Genomic DNA, 21,428 nt, shown 5'->3' on the forward strand with positions numbered 1-21,428 from the left:
GTATCCTCCTGTTGGGTGGTCTTCTTGGTTGGAATCCTCAGGCGATCCATTCGGTGACGGGGGCCGCGGCCTCGTGCAGCGGTTGCACGACGATGTCGATCAGGCTGGGGCCGCCATGCGCCAGTGCGGCCTTCATCGCGCCCGCCAGATCGGCCGGGTCCTCCACCCGCCAGGCCTTCAGCCCGAACGCCTCGGCCACGCGGGCGTGGTCGGTGCGGTTGAAATCCACCGAATAGTAGCGCTTGCCGAACCCTGAGTCCTGCCCCGCCTTGATCCAGCCGAAGGCGGCGTTCGACAGCACGACCAGCGTCACCGGCGCGCCGATGCGCGCCAGCGTCTCCATCTCGCCGGCGTTGAAGCCGAACGAGCCGTCGCCCATCACCGCCACGCATTTCGCGTCGGGCCGCGCAAAGTGCGCCCCCAGCACGGCCGGCAGCGAATACCCCAGCGCCCCGTGCGCGCGGTTGGAGATCAGCCGCCCCCGCGCGTCCGACAGCTCGTAGTACGCCGACAGATACGGGCAGGGCGTGCCGGGATCGGCCACCACCACCGCGTCCTTCGGCAGGTACTCCGACAGCATCCGGATCACCCGCTCGGGCCGGATCGGGGCGTCGTCGGACGCCGCCAGCGCGTTGAAGCGGTGGAACTTCGCCTCCCTCGCCTGCGCCACGGCCGCCCGCGCGCGGTCGTCGGCGCGGTCGGTGCCCTCCAGCACGGTGTCGAGCGCCGCCAGCAGGCCGCGCAGCGTCTCGCGCGCGTCGCCCACCAGCGCGGCTTCGGTCTCGTAATTGGCGCCGATCACGCCGGGATCGGCGTCGATGTGCACGATCCGCTGGCCCGGCGCGGGGTGGCGCCAGCGTTCGGTCGTCACCGACCCCGCCCGACAGCCAATCAGTACCACCAGATCGGCGTCATCGAGCACCGCGCGCGTCTCGTCCGAACCGCCGTTGGACCCGACCACCCCCAGCGCCAGCGGATGCGTGTCCAGGATCGCCCCCTGGCCCGAGATCGAGGTGGCCACCGCGCAGCCCAGACGGTCCGCCAGCGCCGTCACCTCGGCCCGCGCGCCCGAGATCACGGGGCCGCCGCCGCAGACCACGATGGGCCGCTCGGCCCCGGCCAGCAGGCGCGCGACGGCCTCCAGGCTGGCTTCGGGCGGGCGGGTGCGCTGGGCGGGGAAGTGGCCCATGGCGCGGTCGCCCCAGATCTCGGCCTCGTCCACCGGCGCCTTCTGCACGTCGAAGGGCAGGCCCAGATGCACCGCCCCGGGCCGGCCGGTCGTCATCTCGCGGAAGGCGCGCCGCACCGTGCGCGGCAGCGCGCCCGATGTGGGGATCACGTCGTTCCACTTGGTCAGCGGCGCAAACAGCGCCTTCTGGTCCAGCTCGGTCAGTGCATAGCGCCCGCGTGCGCCCACGCCGATGTCGGTGGTGATCGCCAGCAGCGCGATCGAGCTCTCGTTCGCCTCCACCACGCCGGGCAGGATATAGGTGGCGCCGCCGCCGCTCGGCCCCTCGCAGACGCCGACCTTGCCGGACACGCGGGCATAGGTGTCGGCCATGTACGCCGCCGAGCGTTCGTCGCGCGTCAGCACATGGCGGATGCCGTGGTCGAGGCGATAAAGCGCGTCATAGAACGGCAGGCTGGTGTCGCCGCACAGTCCGAAAACCACCTCCACCCCATGCAGATGCAGCATCCGCACAAGCGCCTCCGCGCCCGAGATCGTGTTCATGGTGTCTCGCTCCCCTGATGTGACGCAAGGTCGACGGGCTGCGGGCTTTCGCCCAGATGCAGCCGCGCGACGCCCTCGCGGATGACCTCCACGATCTGGTCCATGCGCCGGTTGATATGGGCGCGGGTGGTGGTGCAGGCGTGCTGGGCGTCGCCCGCGCGGATGGCGGCCAGGATGCGCCGGTGCTCGGCCTGGGTGTCGTCCCGGCGGCCCCGCATGTCCACCCAGCGGAAGAAATGGATGCGCGCGTGGATGCTCTCGAGCATGCGCTGAAGCTCGGCATTGCCGGTCAGCGCCGCGAGCCGCGTGTGAAACCCCTCGTCCAGCCGCACCAGCTCCTCGATCGCCGAGGTCGCCTGCACCGACACCGAATGATCCAGATAGGCGTCGAGCCGGTCGAGCGCGCCCGCCTCCGCCCGCTCGCAGGCGAGCGTGACGATGAACGTCTCCAGCCCCAGCCGCGCCTCATAGAGGTCGCGCACCTCGGCCGGATCGAGGCCACGGGCGAACACCCCCCGGCCGTCGGCGACCAGAAGCCCCTCGGACACCAGCCGGTTGATCGCCTCGCGCAGCGGCGTGCGGCTGACATCGAGATCGCGCGCCAGCTCCACCTCGTTGAGGCGCGTGCCGGGTGCGAGCTGATAGCTGATCGCCATGCCCCGCAGGGCGCGATAGGCGCGCTGGCCCAGCGTCAGCTCCGGGCGTCCGGGGGGCGGGACGCCGGGTGTGGCGCTGTGACGTGCGTTGGTGGCCAAGGTGCCATCCTGTATGCAGGGCTGTATACAGCCGATCTGCCGCAGCCTGTGACGCGCCGGGAAGAACGTCAACACAAATTTGTCCGGACTGGCTGGCCGGGGCGCGCGGGCGCCAGGGGGAGGTGCATGTGCGGCCCAGCGCCGCGCGGCGTCAGATCGTGACCCGGTCCGCGCCCTTCAGGCCCAGCATCGCGCGCACCGCATCCGCGGGCATCACCGTGCGGCCCAGCGCCTCGACCACGTCGCGGATCTTCGCCACCTGATCGGCGTTTGAGCGGGCAAGCTGGCCGCGCGCGATCGTCAGGTTGTCCTCCAGCCCGACGCGCACATGCCCGCCCATCGCCGCGGCCATGCTGACCAGCGGCATCTGGAACCGCCCCGCCGCCAGCACCGAGAACAGGTAGTCGTCGCCGAACAGCTTGTCGGCGATTCGCACCATATGGGTCAGGTTTTCCGGGTCCGGGCCCATCCCGCCCAGCACGCCGAACACGAACTGGATGAAGAACGGCGGCTTGATCAGCCCGCGATCGGCAAAGTGGCGCAGCATGGTGAGGTGGCTGAGGTCGTAGCACTCGAACTCGAACCGCGTGCCGCGGTCGCGGCCCAGCACCGTCAGGATATGGGCGATGTCGCGCGGCGTGTTCTTGAACACCAGATCGTCGGTCCCCTCCAGGAACGGGCGTTCCCAGTCGTGCAGCCAGTCGCGCTCGCGCGCCAGCATCGGATAGAGGGCAAAGTTCATCGTCCCCATGTTCAACGAGGCCATCTCGGGGGCGACCTGCAGCGGGGCGGCCAGCCGGTCGTCCAGCGTCATCACCGCGCTGCCGCCCGTGGACAGGTTCAGCACCGCGTCGGTTTCCGCCGCCAGCCGGGGCAGGAACCCCATGAAATGTTCCGGCCGCGCCGAGGGGCGCCCGTCGGCGGGGTCGCGCGCGTGCAGATGCAGGATCGCGGCCCCGGCGCGGGCGGCCGCGATGCCCTGCTCCGCGATCTGCGCGCCCGTGACCGGCAGGTACGGCGACATCGACGGCGTGTGGATCGACCCTGTCAGCGCGCAGGTGATGAGGATGCCCGACATGCCCTCAGACCGTCTCGGACAGGGCGGGCGCGATTTCCCGCCCCAGCTGCGCCAGCGCGGCGTCGAGCGTCTGGGTGATCTCGTCCAGATGCGTCTCGGTGACGATCAGCGGCGGGCAGACCATGATGTGATCCCCCTCCAGCCCGTCACGGGTGCGCCGGGAATAGACGATCAGCCCCATGTCGAACGCGATGTCCACGATGCGCTGGTGGACATTCAGATGCGCGGGCAGGGGGGTCTTGCGGTCGCGATCCGCCATGAACTCCATCGCCAGCAGCAGGCCGCGCCCGCGCACGTCGCCGATGATGGCGTGGCGATCCATCAGCCCGTCCAGCCGGGCGCGCAGGGCGCCTCCCATCCGGGCTGCGTTGGCGACCAGCCCCTGTGCCTCGATCTCGTCGATGACGGCGGCACCGGCGGCGCAGGCCAGCGGGTTGCCGGCATAGGTGAAGCCGTGCAGGAACCCGCCGCCGTCCAGCACCGCCTCCACCAGCCCGTCGCGTGCGGCGATGGCGCCGAGGGGGACGTAGCCGGCGGCGAAGCCCTTGGAGAGCACGATGATGTCGGGGTCCATGTCCCAGTGTTCCCCCGCCAGGAACCGCCCCGTGCGGCCCGCGCCGGTCATCACCTCGTCCAGGATCAGCAGCACGCCGTGGCGGCGGCACACGGCCTGCACCCCCTCCATGTAGCCCGCGGGCGGGACCAGCGCGCCGGTGGAGGCCCCGCCCACCGGCTCCACGATGAAGGCGAGCACGCTGTCGGGCCCTTCGGCCAGGATGCACGCCTCCAGCTGGGCTGCATAATGCGCGCCGGTGGCCGGGTCGTCGGGGTCGAGGCCGTCGAGGTACGCGCGCGGCGCGGGCACCTTGGGCATCTCGCGCATCATGGGCGCGAAGGGGTCGGTCAGCGGCGCGTAGCCGGTGATCGCCAGCGCGCCCAGCGTGCAGCCGTGATACGACGGCGTGCGGCTGATCACCTTCCACCGCGTGCCCTGTCCGATGGCCAGCGCGTGCTGGCGCGCGAGCTTCATCGCGGATTCCACCGCCTCCGACCCGCCCGAGACGAAGAAGACGCGGTTGATGCCGTCGGGGCAAAGTGCTGCCGTGCGCGCGGCCAGCCGCTCGGAGGCCTCCGTCTCGAACTGGAGCCGGTAGCCGAAGGTGGATTTCTCCATCTGCCGGCGCATCGCCTCCAGCACACGCTCGTTGGAATGGCCGATGTTGCACACCATCGCCCCGCTGGAGCCGTCCAGATACCGCTTGCCGTCCACATCCCACATGTAGACGCCTCGGGCCTGGTCCAGAACCGGGCGGCGCTGGCGGGACTGGTAGAACAGATGGCTGCGGGTCATGGGGGCGTTCATCCGGGCAGGGCGGCGCAATCCTGCGGCCGCAGGGTCATGTGCACCTGCGCCCCGGCGGGAAAGGGGCGCGCGTCGATCATGTTGATGGCCTGAAGGGCGGTGTCGCCCGCGCGCAGGAAATAGCGCGCGGCCTGGCCCTGGTAATCCACCGCCTCGATGGTGGCGGGGGCGGACAGGGCGTCGCGGGCGGGAGCCTCGCGCAGGATCAGCTTCTCGGCGCGGACCACCAGCTTGGCGGGCCCCGCGCCCCCCAGATGCGGCGCGCGGGCCGACGGCACGCGCACGGTGCCGAACACCGGCACCTCCAGCACCGCGCCCTCGGGGCCCCGCGACAGGCAGCGCCCCTCCAGGATGTTCGACGCGCCGAGGAACCGCGCCACGAATTCCGAGGCGGGCGTTGTATAGACCTCCTCGGGGGCGCCGACCTGTTCGACGCGGCCGTTCGACATCACCACGATCCGGTCGGACATCGCCAGCGCCTCGGACTGGTCGTGGGTGACGAAAACGGTGGTGACGCCGATCCGCTCCTGGATGCGTTTCAGCTCCACGCGCATGTCCTCGCGCAGGTTGGCGTCGAGCGCTGACAGCGGTTCGTCCAGCAGCAGCACGTCGGGTTCGATCACGATGGCACGGGCCAGCGCGATGCGCTGCTGCTGGCCACCCGACAGCGCCTTGGGGTAGCGATCCCCCAGCTGCGGCAGCTGCACCAGCTCCAGCGCGTCGCGCACGCGGCGGGTGATCTCGTCGCGCGGGACCTTGCGGTAGCGCAGGCCGAAGGCGACGTTCTCGGCCACCGTCTTGTGCGGGAACAGCGCGTAGTTCTGGAACACGAGGCCAAGGTTGCGCTTGTGGATCGGCACGTCGTTGACGCGGCGCCCGCCGATGACGATCTCGCCCTCGGTCGGGTCCAGCAGCCCCGCGATCATCCGCAGCGTCGTGGTCTTGCCGCAGCCCGAGGGGCCGAGCAGGGTTACGAACGCCCCCTCGGGGATCGACAGCGAGGTCTTCTCCACCGCCGTGAAGGCGCCGAAGCGTTTGACGATGTTGTTCAGTTCCACCGCGCTCAACGGCCGTCCCCCCGCGTGATGTGCCCCGCGCCCGGTCGGGCGCGGGGTCGTGGCTCAGAATCCGCGCTGCACGCGGGCGAAGGTCTCGGACCACTCGGCCTCATTGCCGTTCCAGTAGGTGGGATCGGCGAAGGTCAGCGCGTCCAGCGTGCCGGTGGGGTCATAGGCGGGCAGGGTGGGGATCTTCTCGCCCAGATCGACCTTGGTGCCATCGAGCGCGGGGGGATAGTTCTGCCCCTCGGCCACCGCGATGGAGGTCTCGGGCGCGAGCATGAAGTTCAGCAGCTCCTCGCACGCCTCCACCGGAGAGCCCTTGATGACGAACAGGCACTCCTGCCAGCCGAACCCGTTGGGCGGGTCGTAGTAGCCGATGTCGTAGCCCTGTTCCTGAAGGGCGGCGATGCGGCCCGACCAGCCCTCGGTGACATGGATCTCCCCTTCGGCGAGCAGGCTCATCAACTCCGCGCCCGAGCCCCAGTACTTCAGCGCAAGGTCGCGGTGGCTGCGGATCGCGTCCCAGGCGGCCTCCATGTCCTCGATGTCGTTGGGGTTCTGCCCCGTTTGCAGGGCTGCGTACCACATCCGGGTGCGCCAGTCGCTCCAGCCGCCGATGCGCCCCTCATGGGCCGGGTCGATCAGGATGGCGGCGCCCTTCTCGCGGATCTCCTCGTCCGAGATATGGGCGCGGTTGTAGGCCAGCCCCGTTGTGCCGTAGTTGTAGGGCACCGCCGACAGATGGTCCGGCGTGATCCGGCGATAGGCGGCTGTCAGCGCGTCCATCACCAGTTCCATGTTGGGGATGTTGTCGGTGTTCAGCTCCACATCCAGCCCGAAGTTCACATAGCGGGCATAGTCGAACACCCCCGAGAGGTGCGCGATGTTGTATTCCCCCTCGCGGCTCGACCGCACCTGCGCAAGGTACTCGTCGCCGCCGGCGAATGTGCCGTCCACCACGTCGATGCCGGTGGCGGCGGTGTAGGGGTCGAACGCGTGGCGGCGGAACGCCTCGGACACCACGCCGCCCCAGCCGTCGAAGCGCACCTGCGTCACGTCCTGCGCGCGGGCCATGCGGGCGAACGGGGTCTGCACGCCGTACGCCAGCCCCGCGGCCCCCAGCAGGCCCAGAAAGCTGCGCCGCTCCAGATCGCCGTTGCGATAGCGTTCCAGCAGGCGCTCGTAGCGTTTGGTGTTGTCCATTGTCTCTCTCCTTGTCGGGGTTGGGGTGCGGTTCTTCAGACGCCGCGTTTCATGGAAAGCCAGCGCGCCAGCGCCGCGCCCAGGAGCGGCAGGCCAACGGTCAGCAGGATCATCACCGTGCCCAGCGCGTTGATCTCGGGGCTGATGGAGTTGCGCAGCATCGAGAAGATCTGCGTCGGCACGGTTTCAACCCCGCCGGGTTTCCAGAACAGCGTGCCGGTGATGTCATCGAAGGAAATGGTGAAGGCGAACAGCCCGCCCGCCGCGACGGCGGGCATCAGCAGCGGCAGGGTGACGGAAAAGAACGTCTGCATGGGCGAGGCGCCGAGGCTGAGCGCCGCCTCCTCCACATCGCGGCGGATGGACACCAGCCGCGCCTGCACCACCAGGATCACGAAGGGCAGGGTGAAGATCACATGCCCCGCCAGCAGCAGTGCGAAGCTCTTGCCGATGCCCAGCCAGTTGAGGAACAAAAGAAGCGCGACCGCCAGCACCACCTCGGGCACCAGGATGGGCGCGATCAGGACGGTGGTGATCAGGTTCTTGCCCGGCACCGCGTAGCGCACCAGCGCAAGGCTTGCGAGCACGCCGAGCGTGGTGGAGATCAGCGCCGTCAGCAGCCCCAGGATGATCGAGGTGCGAAACGCCCGCATCACCGCGTCGTTGTTCCACAGCGCCTCGAACCAGCGTAGCGACACGCCGGTCATGGGAAAGCTGCCGAACTGGTTTTCGTTGAACGACAGCAGCACCACCACCGCCACCGGCAGGAACATGAACCCGTACACCAGGATCGTGTAGATGCGGATCAGCGACCACCCCATGTCACCCAAGCCCCTTGGTCAGCTGCGACATGCCCAGATACCGGTTGTAGATCGCCACCAGCACCCCCAGCACCATCAGCAGCAACAGCGACAACGCGGAGCCCATGGGCCAGTTGAGCTGGGTGATGATCGCCTCGAACACCAGATTGGCGAACATCGCGTCGCGCGGGCCGCCCAGGATCAGCGGCGTGATGTAGGTCCCCGCCCCCAGCACGAAGCACAACAGCCCCCCCGCCGCGAGGCCCGGCAGCGACAGCGGCAGCGTCACCTGCAGAAATGCCTGCCAGCGCGTCGCCCCGAGCGAGGTCGCCGCGTCCTCCAGATTTGTGTCGATCCCCTCCAGGCTGACGTAGATGTTCAGCACCATGAACGGCAGCAGGAAATGCACGAGGCCCAGGATCACCGTCCCTTCATTGTAGAGCATGCGGATCGGCTCCGAGATCACCCCCACGGACATCAGCGCGGTGTTCAACGCCCCCGAAGAGCCGAGGATGTTGATCCAGCTCATCGTGCGGATGATGTAGCTGATCCAGAACGGCAGCATCAGAAGCAGCAGCAGGATCAGCTTGTTGCCCCGCGACCGGGCGATGAAGTACGCCGCCGGATAGCCGAGAAGCGCACAGATCACCGTGGTGATCGCCGCGATCTTCAGCGTGTTGAGCAGGATGTAGCGAAAGAACGGGTCGGTCAGCGCGCGCTGCCAGTTGTCGAGGTGGAAGCCGGGCGTGTCCGCCCCCACCGCCGAGCGCAGCCAGAACGAATAGACCACGATGAACGCCAGCGGCACCAGCAGCAGCAGCGTCACCGCCCCCAGTGCGGGCGAAAGCAGGATCCACGGCTGCCGCCGTTCGCGGGCCTCCACCGACATGCGCGCTGGTCCTTTTCCGGTTTCGGTCTGGCGGGCAGGTTGCAAATCCCCCGGGCATTTATCAAATAGATAGCATGAATGTTGACTATAGGCGCGATCAATGGATGAGCCCGGCGGCGCCGAGCGTCTGACCCGCGAGCTGGACTGGAACCTGCTGCGCAGCTTCGTGGTGCTGGCGCAATCGCGCTCGATCACCGATGCGGCGGAACGGTTGCGGCTGACCCAGCCGTCGGTCTCCACCGCGTTGAAACGGCTGGAGGAACGGGTCGGCAAGAAGCTGGTGGACCGCGCCCCGGGCCGCTTTGCCCTGACCCCCGCCGGAGAGGTGCTGTACCGCGAGGCGGTGGAGATCCACGGCGCCATCTATCGCCTGTCCACCCTGATGCGCGACATGACCGACGAGGTGACGGGCCATGTCCGCCTCGCGCTGGCCAGCCATGTGGTGTGCCCGCTTTTTGATCGGGTGCTGGCGGAATTCCACGCCGACCACCCCCGCGCGACGCTCTCGATCAGCGTGCAGCGCTCGGTCGCGGCGCTGGCGAGCGTGGCGGCGCGCAGCGCGTCGATGGCGGTGTGCCTCGTGCATCGGCGCGATCCCAAGCTGGAGTACCTGCGGCTCTATCGCGAACACTTCGGCCTGTTCTGCGGCCCGCCGCATCCGCTGTTCGGCCACGAGGGGCTGACGCAGGCCGATCTGGCCGGCCACGCCGCCGTCAGCTTCGAGACCGACCGGCTGCACGACGCGCTGCGCCCGGTCACCATGCTGCGCGCCCAGTCGGAGCTGAACGAGCACTTCGCCGGCACCTCCAGCCATCTGGAGGAGGTCCGCCGCATGGTCGTGGCCGGAATGGGCATCGGCCCGCTGCCGCTGCATGTGGTTGCCCGCGACGTGGCCGAGGGGCTGTTGTGGCGCCTGCCGCCCCATGACGCGCCCCCGGCCATCGACGTGCATCTGGTGTGGAACCCCAAGGCCGCGCTGAACCGCGCCGAGCAGTCGTTTCTCGACCGGTTGCGCGCGCGCATCGCCGCCACCCCGATCGAGGCGCGCACCTACGGCTGATGCGGCGCCGGGCTTGCACATCCCCGGGCGCCGTCCCAAGCTGCCGTCACCCGTATACAAGGAGCCGCCATGCCAGCCCTGCCCCAGATCGCCGCCGAGGCCGAGGCGCTGACCGCGCTGCGCCGCGACATCCACGCCCACCCCGAGCTGGGCTTCGAGGAGGTCCGCACCGCCGCCCTCGTGGCCGAGCGGCTGCGCGCCTGGGGCGTGGACGAGGTGCACGAGGGCATCGGCGGAACCGGCGTCGTCGGCCTGATCCGGGGCCGGTCCGAGGGCAACCGCCGCATCGGCCTGCGCGCCGACATGGACGCCCTGCCGATCGAGGAGGCCAGCGGCGTCCCCCACGCCAGCCGCACGCCCGGCGTCATGCACGCCTGCGGCCACGACGGCCACACCGCCATCGTGCTTGGTGCCGCGCAATACCTGGCCGCCACGCGCGATTTCGCCGGCACCGCCGTGGTGATCTTCCAGCCCGCCGAAGAAGGCCTCGGCGGCGCGCGCCGCATGATGGACGAGGGCCTCTTCACCCGCTTTCCCTGCGACGAGGTCTACGGCATCCACAACACCCCCGGCATGGCGCCGGGCACGGTCAGCGTCACCCCCGGCCCGGCGATGGCGGGCGCGAGCTTCTTCGACATCACCATCACCGGGCGCGGCAGCCACGCCGCGCGCCCGCACGAGGGGCGCGACCCGGTGACGGTGGCGGCAGGGCTGGTGCAGGCGGTGCAGACCATCGTCAGCCGCAACCTTGCTGCGACCGGGGCGGCGGTGATCTCCATCACCCGGCTGCGCGCGGGCACGGCCTATAACGTGGTGCCGGAAACCGCGACGATCTCGGGCACCATCCGCTGCTTCGACGAGGCCGACCGCACCCTGATCCGCGACCGGATCGAGGCACTGTGCGCGGGCTTCGCCACCGCCCATGGCATGGAGATCGCCGCCGACATCCGCGACATCGCCAGCGTGCTGGAGAACGACCCCGAGCTGTCGGCCGAATACGTCGCCGCCGCCGCCGACATCATCGGCGATGCCGCCCGCATCACCGACGACCGCCGCACCGGCAGCGAGGATTTCGCCGACATGCTGCGCGTCGTGCCCGGCGCCTACTGCCGGATCGGGCAGACGGGCGCGGTGCCGCTGCACAATCCCGGCTATGACTTCGACGACGCCTGCCTGCCGATCGCCGCCTCGGTCATGGCGCGGCTGGTGGAGCGGCGGCTGCCGGCATGAGCGTGGCGGCCGAAACGCTGGCGCTGCGCGGCCTCGATGCCCCCGTGACCCTGCGGATCGACCGCTGGGGCATCCCGCATATCCGTGCCGGATCGCTGCACGATCTGTTTTTCGCCCAGGGCGCCAACGCCGCCCGCGACCGGCTGTGGCAGATCGACCTGTGGCGCAAGCGTGGGCTGGGGCTGCTGGCGGCGGATTTCGGTCCCGGCTACCTGATGCAGGACCGCGCGGCGCGATTGTTCCTCTATCGCGGCGACATGGACGCGGAATGGGCCGCCTATGGCCCCGACGGGCGTGCGATCTGCACGGCCTTCGCCGCCGGAATCAACGCCTGGATCGACGCGGTGGAGGACGGCCGCGCCCCCCTGCCGCCCGAATTCGCGCGCATGGACACCCGCCCGGCGCGCTGGGCCCCCGAGGACGTGGTGCGCATCCGCACCCACTGCCTCGTGCGCAACGCCCTGTCCGAGGAGGCGCGCGCGGCGGTGCTGGCGGCGGCGGGGCCGGAGGTGGACGGCCTGCGCGCGCGTCTCGATCCGCCGGTGCCTGCGGCGGAGTGGGACCTCGGCGCGGGGCCGCTGCCGGATGGTGCGCTCGATGTGCTGCGGCTGGCGACCGCGCCCGTCAGCTTTGCGCCCGAGCGGCTGGCGGCGCCGTTGTGCGAGGCGCACCGCTGGTCCCGGGTGGACGCCGACAAGGCGGTGGTGGCGCATCCACAGGCGTTTCCCGACGGGTCGAACAACTGGGCCGTCGCGTGCCAGCGCACCGCCACCGGCCGCCCGGTCATGGCGTCCGACCCGCACCGGGCGCATTCGCTGCCGGGCCTGCGGTATCTGGTGCACCTGACGGCGCCCGGGATCGACGTGATCGGCGCGGGCGAGCCGTCCTCGCCCGGGGTCATGGCCGGGCACAACGGGACGGGGGCGTTTTCCCTCACGATCTTCTGCGCCGATCAGGAGGACGTGTTCGTCCATGACATCGACCCCGAGGACCCCGACCGCCACGCCTGGAAGGGCGGCCGGGCCCCGATCGAGACGGTCGAGGAGGCGATCCCCGTGCGCGGCCACCCCGACCAGACGGTGCGGCTGCGCTTCACCCGCCAGGGCCCGGTGGTCCACGAGGGCGCGGGCCGCGCCATCGCCATCCGCACCGTCCTGACCGAGGCCGGCGCCGCGCCCTACATGGCCGCGCTGCAGGGCATGCGCGCGCGGGATCTGGCGGGGTTTCGCGCGGCGATGGCCGGCTGGGTCGCGCCCACCGTCAGCCAGGTCTGGGCCGACACCGGTGGCACCATCGCCTGGATGGCGGCAGGGCGCGTGCCGCAACGCCACGGCTGGCGCGGGCTGGTGCCGATGCCCGGCGACGGGCGGTTCGACTGGGACGGGGCGATCCCGCCGGGCGACCTGCCGTTGCGCGTCAACCCGCCCGAGGGCTTCGTGCACTCGGCCAACGAGATGAACCTGCCCGCCGACTGGCCCCATGACCGCGCGCCGGTGGGGTACGAATGGCACGGCGACGGCCGCGCGACGCGCATCGCGGACGTGCTGGGCGCGGCGCAGGGGCACACCCTGGCCGACAGCGCGGCGTTGCAGGGTGATGTCGCCTCGGGGGTGGCGGCGCGGCTGGTGGCGCTGCTGCCCGACGCCGACGATCCGGCCACGGCGCTGCTGAAGGGCTGGGACGGGCGCATCGCGGCCGACAGCGGGGCGGCGCTGCTGTTCGAGCTGTGGCTGTCGGCCCATCTGAAGCCCGCGGTGCTGCGGGCGGGCGCGGACGGGGATCCGGCGCTGGCGGCCCCTCTGGCGGCCCGACTGGCAGCCCGACTGGCGCCCGGCGACATCGCCGCCATCGTCGCCGCGCTGGAGGGCGACGGCCCCCCGCCCGGCGCCCTCGCATCGCCCGGGGGGCGCCGCCGGGTTCTGACTCGGACGCTGGCGGCGGCGTGGGATGACGCGGTGGCGCGGCAGGGACCGGACCCCGACGCCTGGGCCTGGGGGCGCTTGCATGTGGGCCATTTCCCGCATCCCCTCGGGGTCGCCGGGTGGGATGTGGGCCCGCTGCCCACCGGCGGCGGCGCGACCACGGTGATGATGGCCGCCTATGAGGCGCGGGGGGATTTCCGCGTGCGCAACGGGGCTTCGGTCCGGCTGGTGATCGACGTGGGCGGCTGGGACAACAGCCTGTGCATCAACGCGCCGGGGCAGTCGGGCGTGCCCGGCAGCGCGCATTACGCCGACCTTGCGCCGATCTGGGCCGCGGGCGGGCATGTCCCCCTGCTCTATTCCGTCGCCGCGGTGGAGGCCGCGACCCGCAGCGTCCTGACCCTTGTGCCGGGCTGACGCCGCCGCCGCGCGTGGTCACCTCCGATGGCTGTGGCGGTATCGCGTGCCCGGCCCGTCTGCCCCCGCCCTGCGCCCTGTGTGTCCGGCCCGCCTTCTGCGCATGGCGGCGGGGCGGGCCTGGAAGCCGTGCGGATCGGCCGTGCGTGTCGCGCTGGGGCCGTCCGGCGCGGGAGAGGGGCCGGCGGCCCCGTCCGGGGCGCGCCTCAGCCGCTCGCCTGCGGCCCTGGCAGCATCGGCGGCATCTGTGTCTCGGCCCCGCCGGTGATGCCGTGCCACCCCTCGGCCAGTTGCAACAGCCCGAGGTCGTCGCCGTGCCGGCCAATCAGCTGCACCCCCATCGGCAGGCCCGCGCCCGGTCCCCATGTGCCGAACCCCGCCGGGATCGCCAGCGCCGGCAGGCCGATCAGGCTGGCGGGGATCACCACCTCCATCCAGCGGTGATAGGTGTCCATGGCGCGGCCCGCGATCTGCGTCGGGTGCTCCTGGTCGATGGGAAACGGCCAGACCTGGGCGGTCGGCAGCGCCAGCGCGTCGTACCGATCGAACAGCCCGGCCGCGCGGGCATACCAGCGCGAGCGGATCAGGCTGGCGGCCTCCACCTGCGCGAGGCTGAGGCCCTGGCCCTGCTCGACCTCCCATACGGCGGCGGCCTTCAGCTGCGCGCGGCGTGCGGGGTCGGCATGCAGCGGGCCCAGCCGCGCGGCGTTGGCGAAGGCGCGCAGGGTCATCCAGCTGTCCCACAGCTCGGGGGCCGGAAAGGGGGGCGCCACCGGCTCCACCGTGACGCCCAGCGCGTCGAACCGGGCCAGCGCGCCCTCGCACAGCGGCAGGATGCCGTCCTCCATCGCAAAGGCGCCGCCCCAGTCGCCCAGCCAGCCGATGCGGCGACCGCGCAGGTCGGCGGCCAGCGGGGCCACGAAGGCTTCGGCCGGCAGGCAGAACGGGCGCGCGGGCTCCGGCCCGGCCATCACCTCCAGCAGCAGCGCGAGGTCACGCGGGCAGCGCGCCATGGGGCCGTTGGTCGACAGGTTGTGCAGGAAGGTCTCGCCCTCGGGCAGGGCGGGCACGCGCCCCCAGCTGGGGCGCAGGCCATAGACATTGCCCCACCCCGCCGGATTGCGCAGGCTGCCCATCATGTCCGAGCCGTCCGCCAGCGCGAGCATCCGCGTGGCCAGCGCCACCGCCGCGCCGCCCGACGATCCGCCCGCCGTGCGCGCCCCCATGTGATCCGGCGCCCAGGGGTTCCGCGTCGACCCATGGACCGGGTTGAAGGTGTGGCTGCCCAGCCCGAACTCGGGCGTGTTGGTCTTGCCGATGAAGATCGCGCCCGCCGCGCGCAGACGGGCCACGAACAGCTCGTCGCGCCGCGCCACCTGCCCGGCAAGGATCGGCGAGCCCATGGAGGTCTCCAGCCCCGCCACATCCGCCAGATCCTTGACCGCCATCGGCAGGCCATGCAGCGCCCCGCAGGCCCGCCCGGCCGCGCGGGCGGCGTCGGCGGCGCGCGCCTCGGCCAGCAGGGCATCGGGATCGCGCAGGCTGACGATGGCGTTGACCGTCCCGTTGATGCGCGCGATCTGCGCCAGGGTGGCCTGCATCAGCGCCTCGGCCGTCGTCTCGCCCGCGGCCATCGCGGCCAGTTGCGCCTGCGCCGTGCCCGCCAGCAGCGGCGGCGTCGTGTCGCCCGTCATGGTGCTCCCCCTCTGATCGCGGGCATGCTGCCCGCTCCGCCGGGGCAGTTCAAGCGCGCGACCCCGGCGGGGCCGATGCACGCGGGACGTGCACGCGCCCCGTGTCCGGCGCCCTGCAATGCCGGGTGTCCTGCGGGGGCCATGGGGGTGGATGGTGGGAAAACGGGCGTTCTAACAATGGCTTGGCAATGGCGGGGCATTTTCTGTTTGACAACCGGGGCCGGGACGCAATGCTCAGAGGGACCTTACCGGGGGGCAATCGCCGCTCCGGGCATGGACTGCCCCACGTCGGTCCCCGGCCGTCAGGGGCGCAAAAAAAGGGGAGAATTCCCGATGAAACCGACCAAGATCCTTCTTGGCGCGAGCGCCTTCGCGCTGATCGCGGCGAGTGCCGCACAGGCCCAGCAGACCTGGCGTTATGCCTTCGAGGAGGCCATCGACGAGGTGCAGGGCGTCTTTGCCACCCAGTTCAAGGAACACATCGAGGCCAATTCGGACCACGAGGTGCAGCTGTTCCCCTTCGGCACGCTGGGCGAATCCGACGACATCATGGAGCAGACGCAGGCCGGCATCCTGCAGTTCGTGAACCAGTCGCCCGGCTTCACCGGCGCGCTGATCCCGGCCGCGCAGGTGTTCTTCGTGCCCTATCTGCTGCCGCAGGAGGGCGAAGAGCTCAACGAGTTCTTCCGCACCTCGGTCGCCATCAACGAGATGTTCCCCGAAATCTATGCCGAGCACGGGCTGGAACTGCTGACGATGTACCCGGAGGGCGAGGTGGTCATCACCACCAAGCAGCCGGTGCGCAGCCCCGCCGACCTCAACGAGCAGAACATCCGGGTGATGACCAACCCGCTGCTGGTGGAAAGCTACCGCGCCTTCGGGGCGGTGCCGACGCCGCTGCCGTGGGGCGAGGTCTATGGCGGGTTGCAGACGAACATGATCCAGGGGCAGGAAAACCCCATGTTCTATGTGGAATCCACCCGCATGTACGAGGTGACGGACTACCTCACCTTTACCGGGCACAACAACTTCACCACCGCCCTCATGGCCAACCAGGACTTCTTCGACGGCCTGTCGGACGAAGACCGGCAGCTGATCCGTGACGCGGTGGACGTGGCCTTCGAGTACATCCTGGAATACCAGCAGGGCCTGACCGAGGCGTCGCTGGAGGCCATCCTCGAGGCCAAGCCCGAGATGGAGATCATCCGCCTGACCGAGGAGGAGCGCCAGCCCTTCATGGACGCCGCCGAGCGCGTGGAGGAGGAGTTCCTGCGGATGACCGGTGACACCGGCGCGAGGATCCTGGAGCAGATGAAGGCCGACCTCGAAGCCGTCAGGAACTGACGTCAGGGCCACAGCGGCGGCGGAGCGATCCGCCGCCGACCCCCGCCGCGCGCCGCGGCCCGAGCCGGAGGGACCCCCTTGAGCGATCACAAGCCGCGCGACGCAGGCCCCTCGGGGGGTGACCCTCACAAGGATACCCGGCCCGAAAGCGACAAGGCCAGCCTCGCGCCCGGGGACGAGGCGCTGCGTCTGGCCGCCGAGCAGGACGTCCCGCCCTCGGCCTACCGCTCGGACCTGCCGGGGCCGCTGGGGTGGCTCGACAACGGCATCGCCCGGCTGGAGGCGTTCCTGCTGGCCGCGGGCGTGCTGCTGATGGCGGCCAACACCGTGTCGAACGTGGTGGGCCGCTTTGTCTTCGGCTCCTCGATCCAGGCGACCGAGGAGATCAACCGCATCCTCATCATCCTGATCACCTTCGCGGGCATCTCCTATGCCGCGCGGCATGGCCGGCACATCCGCATGACGGCGTTCTTCGACCTGATGCCGCCGAAACTGCGCAAGGTGCTGATGATCGTGATCGCGCTGGTGACCGCCGGGTTCATGTTCGCGCTGTGCTGGTACTCCTGGGGCTACCTGATGACGCAGATGGGGCGCGGGCGGCTGATGTCGTCGCTGCAGATCCCGGTCTGGTACACGCTGGTTTGGGTGCCGATCGGCTTCTTCATGACCGGGCTTCAGTATTTCCTGACGGCGATCAAGAACATCCTGTCGCCGGACATCTACCTCTCCACCACGGTGCTGGAGGGTTACACCGACGAACCCGAGCAGGAGGTGTAGCCCATGGCCCTGACGATCTTTGCCATCATGGTGGTGCTGCTGTGCCTGGGCTTTCCCATGATGATCCCGCTGATCGCGGCGGCGGGCACGGGGTTCTACATGGTCTTCGGCGGCTTCGGCCAGATGGAGACGATGATCCAGCAGATGATGGCCGGCATCCGTCCGGCCGCGCTGATCGCCGTGCCGATGTTCATCTTCGCCGCCGACATCATGACGCGCGGGCAGTCGGCGGGCCGGCTGATCGACATGGTCATGGCGTTCTTCGGCCACCGCCGCGGCGGGCTTGCGATCTCCACCGCCGCGGCGTGCACGATGTTCGGGGCGGTGTCGGGCTCCACGCAGGCCACCGTGGTGGCCATCGGCTCGCCGCTGCGCCCGCGCATGCTCAAGGCGGGCTACAAGGACAGCTTCACGCTGGCGCTGATCGTGAACGCCTCGGACATCGCGTTCCTGATCCCGCCGTCGATCGGGATGATCATCTATGGCGTGATCTCCAACACCTCGATCGCCGAGCTGTTCATCGCGGGTATCGGGCCGGGGCTGCTGATCCTCGTGCTGTTCTCGATCTATGCCTGGATCTATGCGATCCGCATGGGGGTGCCGACGGAACCCGTCACGCCGTGGTCCGAGCGCGGGCGGGCGGTGCTGCGGGCGCTGTGGCCGCTGGGCTTTCCGATCATCATCATCGGGGGCATCTATGGCGGCATCTTCTCGCCGACCGAGGCGGCGGCGGCCTGCGTCCTCTATGCGCTGATCCTGGAGATGATCGTCTTCCGCACGCTGGACCTGAAGGGTCTGATCGCCACCGCGCGGTCGACCGGGCTGATCACGGCGGTGGTGTTCATCCTGGTCGGCGCGGGGGCGGCGTTTTCCTGGGTGATCTCGTTCGCGCAGGTCCCGCAGGAGGTTCTGGGCGCCGTCGGTATCGACGACATGGGCCCCATCGGCGTGCTGTTCGTGATCTCCCTTGCGTTCTTCATCGGCTGCATGTTCGTCGATCCCATCGTGGTGATCCTGGTGCTGGTGCCGATCTTTGCCCCCGTCGTGAACGCGGTCGGCCTCGATCCGGTGCATGTGGGGGCCATCGTGGTGCTGCAGGTGGCCATCGGCTCGGCCACGCCGCCGTTCGGCTGTGACATCTTCACCGCCATCGCGGTGTTCAAGCGCCCCTACTGGGAGGTCATCCGCGGCACGCCGCCGTTCATCGCGATCCTGCTCACCGTCTCGGTGCTGCTGATCTTCTTTCCGCAGATCGCGCTGTTCCTGCGCGACCTGGCGTTCCGCTGAAGGGGGGCGATGACCGTGTTCCAGAAGATCCTCGTGCCCTTCGACGGATCCAACAACGCCGAGGAGGCGCTGGCCAGGGCCGTCGAGCTGGCACGGCTGACCGAGGGGGAGGTGCTGATCCTGACCGTGTACCGCCACCATTCCATGCTGGAGGCGTCGTTCTCCATGGTGCGTCCGCAGGACATGCCGGGCAACACCGACACCGCGATGCGCGAATACGCCCGCGAGGTGGCCGACTACGCCAAGCGCATGGCGATCGATGCCGGGGCCACCCGCGTGCGCGCCTTCGTCAAGGCAGGCCAGCCCGCGCGCACCATCATCCGCATGGCCGAAGACAAGGAGGTCGATCTGATCGTGCTCGGCAGCCGCGGCCTCGGCTCCATCGAAAGCTATCTGCTGGGATCGGTGTCGCACAAGGTCACGGGGCTGGCGCGCTGTCCGGTGCTGGTGGTGTGAGGGCGCGCCCGCCCGGGCCGTCGCGATGACCGTGGCCGATATCCTGGCGGCGCGGGCGCGCATCGCCCCGCAGGTGCGGCGCAGCTTTGCCGCTCCGTCGGAGGCGCTGTCGGTGCGGGTCGGTGCGCCGGTCTGGCTGACGCACGAACACCAGCAGATCACCGGCGCCTTCAAGCTGCGCGGGGCGACCAACGCGGTCGCGCGCCTGCCGGCGGGCACGCCCGGGGTCGTCACGGCCTCCACCGGCAACCACGGGCGGGCGCTGGCGCATGCCGCGCGGGCGCGGGGGCTGCGGGCGGTGGTGTGCCTGTCTCATCTGGTGCCGGAAAACAAGCGCGCCGCCGTGCGCGCGCTGGGCGCCGAGGTCCGCGTGATCGGCCACAGCCAGGACGACGCCCAGGCCGAGGCCGCGCGGCTGGCCGCCGAGGCCGGCCTCGCGCTGATCCCCCCCTTCGACCACCCGGACGTCATCGCCGGCCAGGGCACCCTGGGCCTGGAGATGGCCGAGGATGTCCCCGACGCCGCGGCGGTGCTGATCCCGCTGTCGGGCGGCGGGCTGTTTGCGGGGGTGGCCACGGCGATGAAGGCCCTCAACCCCGGCATCCGCGCCATCGGCGTGTCGATGCGGCGCGGTGCGGCCATGGCCGCGAGCCTGCGCGCGGGCCACCCCGTCGCGGTGACCGAGGCGCCGACGCTGGCCGATTCGCTGGGCGGCGGCATCGGGCTGGACAACCGCCACACACTGGACGCCGTGCGCGCGCTGATCGACGACGTGATCCTGCTGTCGGAGGCCGAGATCGCCGCCGGTATCCGCCACCTCTATCACCACGAGCGCCAGATCGTCGAAGGCGGCGGCGCGGTGGGGGTTGCCGCCCTTCTGGCCGGGCGCATCACTGTGCGCGGCCCGGTGCTGGTGCCGCTGACGGGCGCCAACATCGACATGGCGCTCCACGCCCGCATCATCGCCGGTCACGACGCCCACGCCAGCCCCGAAGACATCCCCGAAAACACCCCCGAACAGGAGACCATCCCCCCATGCCCGCCATCCGCATCCTGACCGAGGCGCAGTTGCGCGGGGTCATCGACCTCGACCTCGGGCTGGTGGACGCCATCGACGCGGCCTTTCGCCAGCTGGCGGCTGGGGGGGTGGTGATGCCGCCGGTGCTGTCGATGCACCTCGAGGACGTCAACGGCGAGGTCGACATCAAGACCGCCCATGTCCCCGGCCTGGAGGGGTTCGCGATCAAGGTCAGCCCGGGGTTCTTCGACAACCCGCGCCTGGGGCTGCCGTCGACCTCGGGGCTGATGATGGTGCTGTCGGCGCGCACCGGGCAGGTGCAGGCGCTGCTGCTGGACAATGGCTACCTGACCGACTTGCGGACCGCGGCGGCCGGGGCGGTGGCGGCGCGGGCGCTGGCACGGGCCGATGCGGCGACGGCCTGCATCCTGGGTGCGGGGGTCCAGGCGCGGTTGCAGTTGCGCGCGCTGGCGCTGGTGCGGCCGCTGGCGCGCGCCGTGGTCTGGGCGCGCGATCCCGCCCGCGCTGCCGCCATGGCCACCGAGGCCAGCGCGCAGCTGGGCCTGCCCGTTCGGCCCGAGGCGGACGCAAGGACCGCGGTCGCGCAGGCCGACATCGTGGTCACCACCACCCCCGCCACCGCGCCGATCCTGCGCGCGGACTGGCTGCGTCCGGGCCAGCACGTCACCGCCATGGGCGCCGACCAGCCCGGCAAGACCGAGGTGGACCCGGCACTGTTCGCGCGCGCCAGCTACGTCCCCGACCGGCTGTCACAGGCCCGCGCCATGGGCGAGCTTCGCGCCGCCATCGCCGCCGGGGCCGTCGCGCCGGACGCGGCGTTTCCCGAGCTGGGCGCGGTGCTGTCGGGCACCGCGCCGGGCCGCCGCGACCCGCAGGCGATCACCTTTGCCGACCTCACCGGCACGGGCGTGCAGGACACCGCCATCGCCACCCTTGCGCTGGCCCGCGCCGGTTCGGCCGGGACGGTGATCGACAGCTGAGGGCGGCTGCCGCCGGCCATCGCCACGCCACCCTCCGGGTGTGGCCGGGACGTTCAAGCCGGTGGCCCGCCCCGCCCCCCGCCCCGGCCTGCGCGGCCGCCCGAGCCGCGCTTGCGCGGGCTGGCACCGACCGGCAAGCCTGCGGGCGGTGAACGGTGGACGGTGGATGGTGGGCCGTGGACGGTTGGCGGTGGACGGATCTGGCGGCACGGCCGCTGCAACGGCCGCGCCGTTGACCTGCATCAAGGCGCCGTCCGGCGATTCCGGCGAGGATCCCCGCCTCAACCCCAACCCGTGAGGCACCGGATGACCGCCCGCAGCGCCCGGCCCGCAGGCCCGAC

The 21,428-nt window shown here is 70.9% G+C and carries 18 protein-coding genes; 9 read left to right on the plus strand and 9 right to left on the minus strand.

Annotation, left to right across the window (positions count from 1 at the left end):
• Positions 1-37: 37 nt before the first annotated feature.
• The 8 genes from CCR87_RS12485 to CCR87_RS12520 all read right to left on the minus strand — a co-directional run bounded on the left by CCR87_RS12485 (position 38) and on the right by CCR87_RS12520 (position 8,881).
• The gene (locus CCR87_RS12485; RefSeq protein WP_201157855.1) at positions 38-1,732 is read right to left on the minus strand and encodes a thiamine pyrophosphate-binding protein; all 1,695 of its coding nucleotides are present in this window, start codon (positions 1,730-1,732) and stop codon (positions 38-40) included.
• Positions 1,729-2,487, minus strand: coding sequence for a GntR family transcriptional regulator (locus tag CCR87_RS12490; RefSeq protein ID WP_201157856.1), 759 nt, complete (start codon positions 2,485-2,487; stop codon positions 1,729-1,731). The genes CCR87_RS12485 and CCR87_RS12490 overlap by 4 nt, the downstream gene beginning before the upstream one ends.
• Positions 2,488-2,638: 151 nt before the next feature.
• Positions 2,639-3,565 (minus strand): 3,5-dioxohexanoate:acetyl-CoA acetone transferase, encoded by a 927-nt coding sequence (gene kce, locus CCR87_RS12495; protein ID WP_201157857.1) that lies wholly within the window; start codon positions 3,563-3,565, stop codon positions 2,639-2,641.
• Positions 3,566-3,569: 4 nt separating this feature from the next.
• Complete coding sequence (locus tag CCR87_RS12500; RefSeq protein WP_201157858.1) at positions 3,570-4,916, minus strand: aminotransferase family protein; 1,347 nt, start codon at positions 4,914-4,916, stop codon at positions 3,570-3,572.
• A gap of 8 nt (positions 4,917-4,924) precedes the next feature.
• Positions 4,925-5,995, minus strand: coding sequence for an ABC transporter ATP-binding protein (locus CCR87_RS12505; RefSeq protein WP_201157859.1), 1,071 nt, complete (start codon positions 5,993-5,995; stop codon positions 4,925-4,927).
• A 54-nt stretch (positions 5,996-6,049) separates the two neighbouring features.
• Positions 6,050-7,192 (minus strand): extracellular solute-binding protein, encoded by a 1,143-nt coding sequence (locus tag CCR87_RS12510; RefSeq protein ID WP_201157860.1) that lies wholly within the window; start codon positions 7,190-7,192, stop codon positions 6,050-6,052.
• A 35-nt stretch (positions 7,193-7,227) separates the two neighbouring features.
• On the minus strand, positions 7,228-8,013 hold the full coding sequence (locus CCR87_RS12515) for an ABC transporter permease (protein WP_201157861.1): 786 nt from the start codon (positions 8,011-8,013) through the stop codon (positions 7,228-7,230).
• Position 8,014: 1 nt separating this feature from the next.
• Entirely contained in the window at positions 8,015-8,881 is an 867-nt protein-coding gene (locus tag CCR87_RS12520; RefSeq protein ID WP_201157862.1) for an ABC transporter permease, read from the minus strand.
• Between the two features lie 100 nt (positions 8,882-8,981).
• Here CCR87_RS12520 and CCR87_RS12525 point away from each other — a divergent pair, with 100 nt between their 5' ends.
• The 3 genes from CCR87_RS12525 to CCR87_RS12535 all read left to right on the plus strand — a co-directional run bounded on the left by CCR87_RS12525 (position 8,982) and on the right by CCR87_RS12535 (position 13,510).
• Positions 8,982-9,941, plus strand: coding sequence for a LysR family transcriptional regulator (locus CCR87_RS12525; protein ID WP_201157863.1), 960 nt, complete (start codon positions 8,982-8,984; stop codon positions 9,939-9,941).
• 69 nt (positions 9,942-10,010) lie between these two features.
• Positions 10,011-11,171, plus strand: coding sequence for a M20 aminoacylase family protein (locus CCR87_RS12530; protein ID WP_201157864.1), 1,161 nt, complete (start codon positions 10,011-10,013; stop codon positions 11,169-11,171).
• On the plus strand, positions 11,168-13,510 hold the full coding sequence (locus CCR87_RS12535) for a penicillin acylase family protein (protein WP_201157865.1): 2,343 nt from the start codon (positions 11,168-11,170) through the stop codon (positions 13,508-13,510). Before CCR87_RS12530 ends, CCR87_RS12535 begins: the two co-directional genes overlap by 4 nt.
• A 206-nt stretch (positions 13,511-13,716) precedes the next feature.
• Here CCR87_RS12535 and CCR87_RS12540 read toward each other — a convergent pair whose 3' ends face one another.
• Positions 13,717-15,204, minus strand: coding sequence for an amidase (locus CCR87_RS12540; protein WP_201157866.1), 1,488 nt, complete (start codon positions 15,202-15,204; stop codon positions 13,717-13,719).
• 333 nt (positions 15,205-15,537) lie between these two features.
• Between CCR87_RS12540 and dctP the strand changes: the two genes are divergently transcribed.
• From dctP to CCR87_RS12570, 6 genes are all read left to right on the plus strand, one after another.
• Positions 15,538-16,548, plus strand: coding sequence for a TRAP transporter substrate-binding protein DctP (gene dctP, locus CCR87_RS12545; protein WP_201157867.1), 1,011 nt, complete (start codon positions 15,538-15,540; stop codon positions 16,546-16,548).
• 189 nt (positions 16,549-16,737) lie between these two features.
• Positions 16,738-17,325: a TRAP transporter small permease gene (locus CCR87_RS12550; protein WP_242511996.1), complete on the plus strand. Its 588-nt coding sequence runs from the start codon at positions 16,738-16,740 to the stop codon at positions 17,323-17,325.
• A gap of 3 nt (positions 17,326-17,328) precedes the next feature.
• On the plus strand, positions 17,329-18,612 hold the full coding sequence (locus tag CCR87_RS12555; RefSeq protein ID WP_201157868.1) for a TRAP transporter large permease: 1,284 nt from the start codon (positions 17,329-17,331) through the stop codon (positions 18,610-18,612).
• A gap of 9 nt (positions 18,613-18,621) precedes the next feature.
• The gene (locus CCR87_RS12560; protein WP_207186632.1) at positions 18,622-19,068 is read left to right on the plus strand and encodes a universal stress protein; all 447 of its coding nucleotides are present in this window, start codon (positions 18,622-18,624) and stop codon (positions 19,066-19,068) included.
• A 25-nt stretch (positions 19,069-19,093) separates the two neighbouring features.
• Positions 19,094-20,125, plus strand: coding sequence for a hydroxyectoine utilization dehydratase EutB (eutB, locus tag CCR87_RS12565; protein ID WP_201157869.1), 1,032 nt, complete (start codon positions 19,094-19,096; stop codon positions 20,123-20,125).
• Complete coding sequence (locus tag CCR87_RS12570) at positions 20,104-21,087, plus strand: cyclodeaminase (protein WP_201157870.1); 984 nt, start codon at positions 20,104-20,106, stop codon at positions 21,085-21,087. Before eutB ends, CCR87_RS12570 begins: the two co-directional genes overlap by 22 nt.
• The last annotated feature ends 341 nt before the right edge of the window (positions 21,088-21,428 follow it).

It is taken from the genome of Rhodobaculum claviforme, from assembly GCF_016653255.1.
GTDB lineage: Bacteria > Pseudomonadota > Alphaproteobacteria > Rhodobacterales > Rhodobacteraceae > Rhodobaculum > Rhodobaculum claviforme.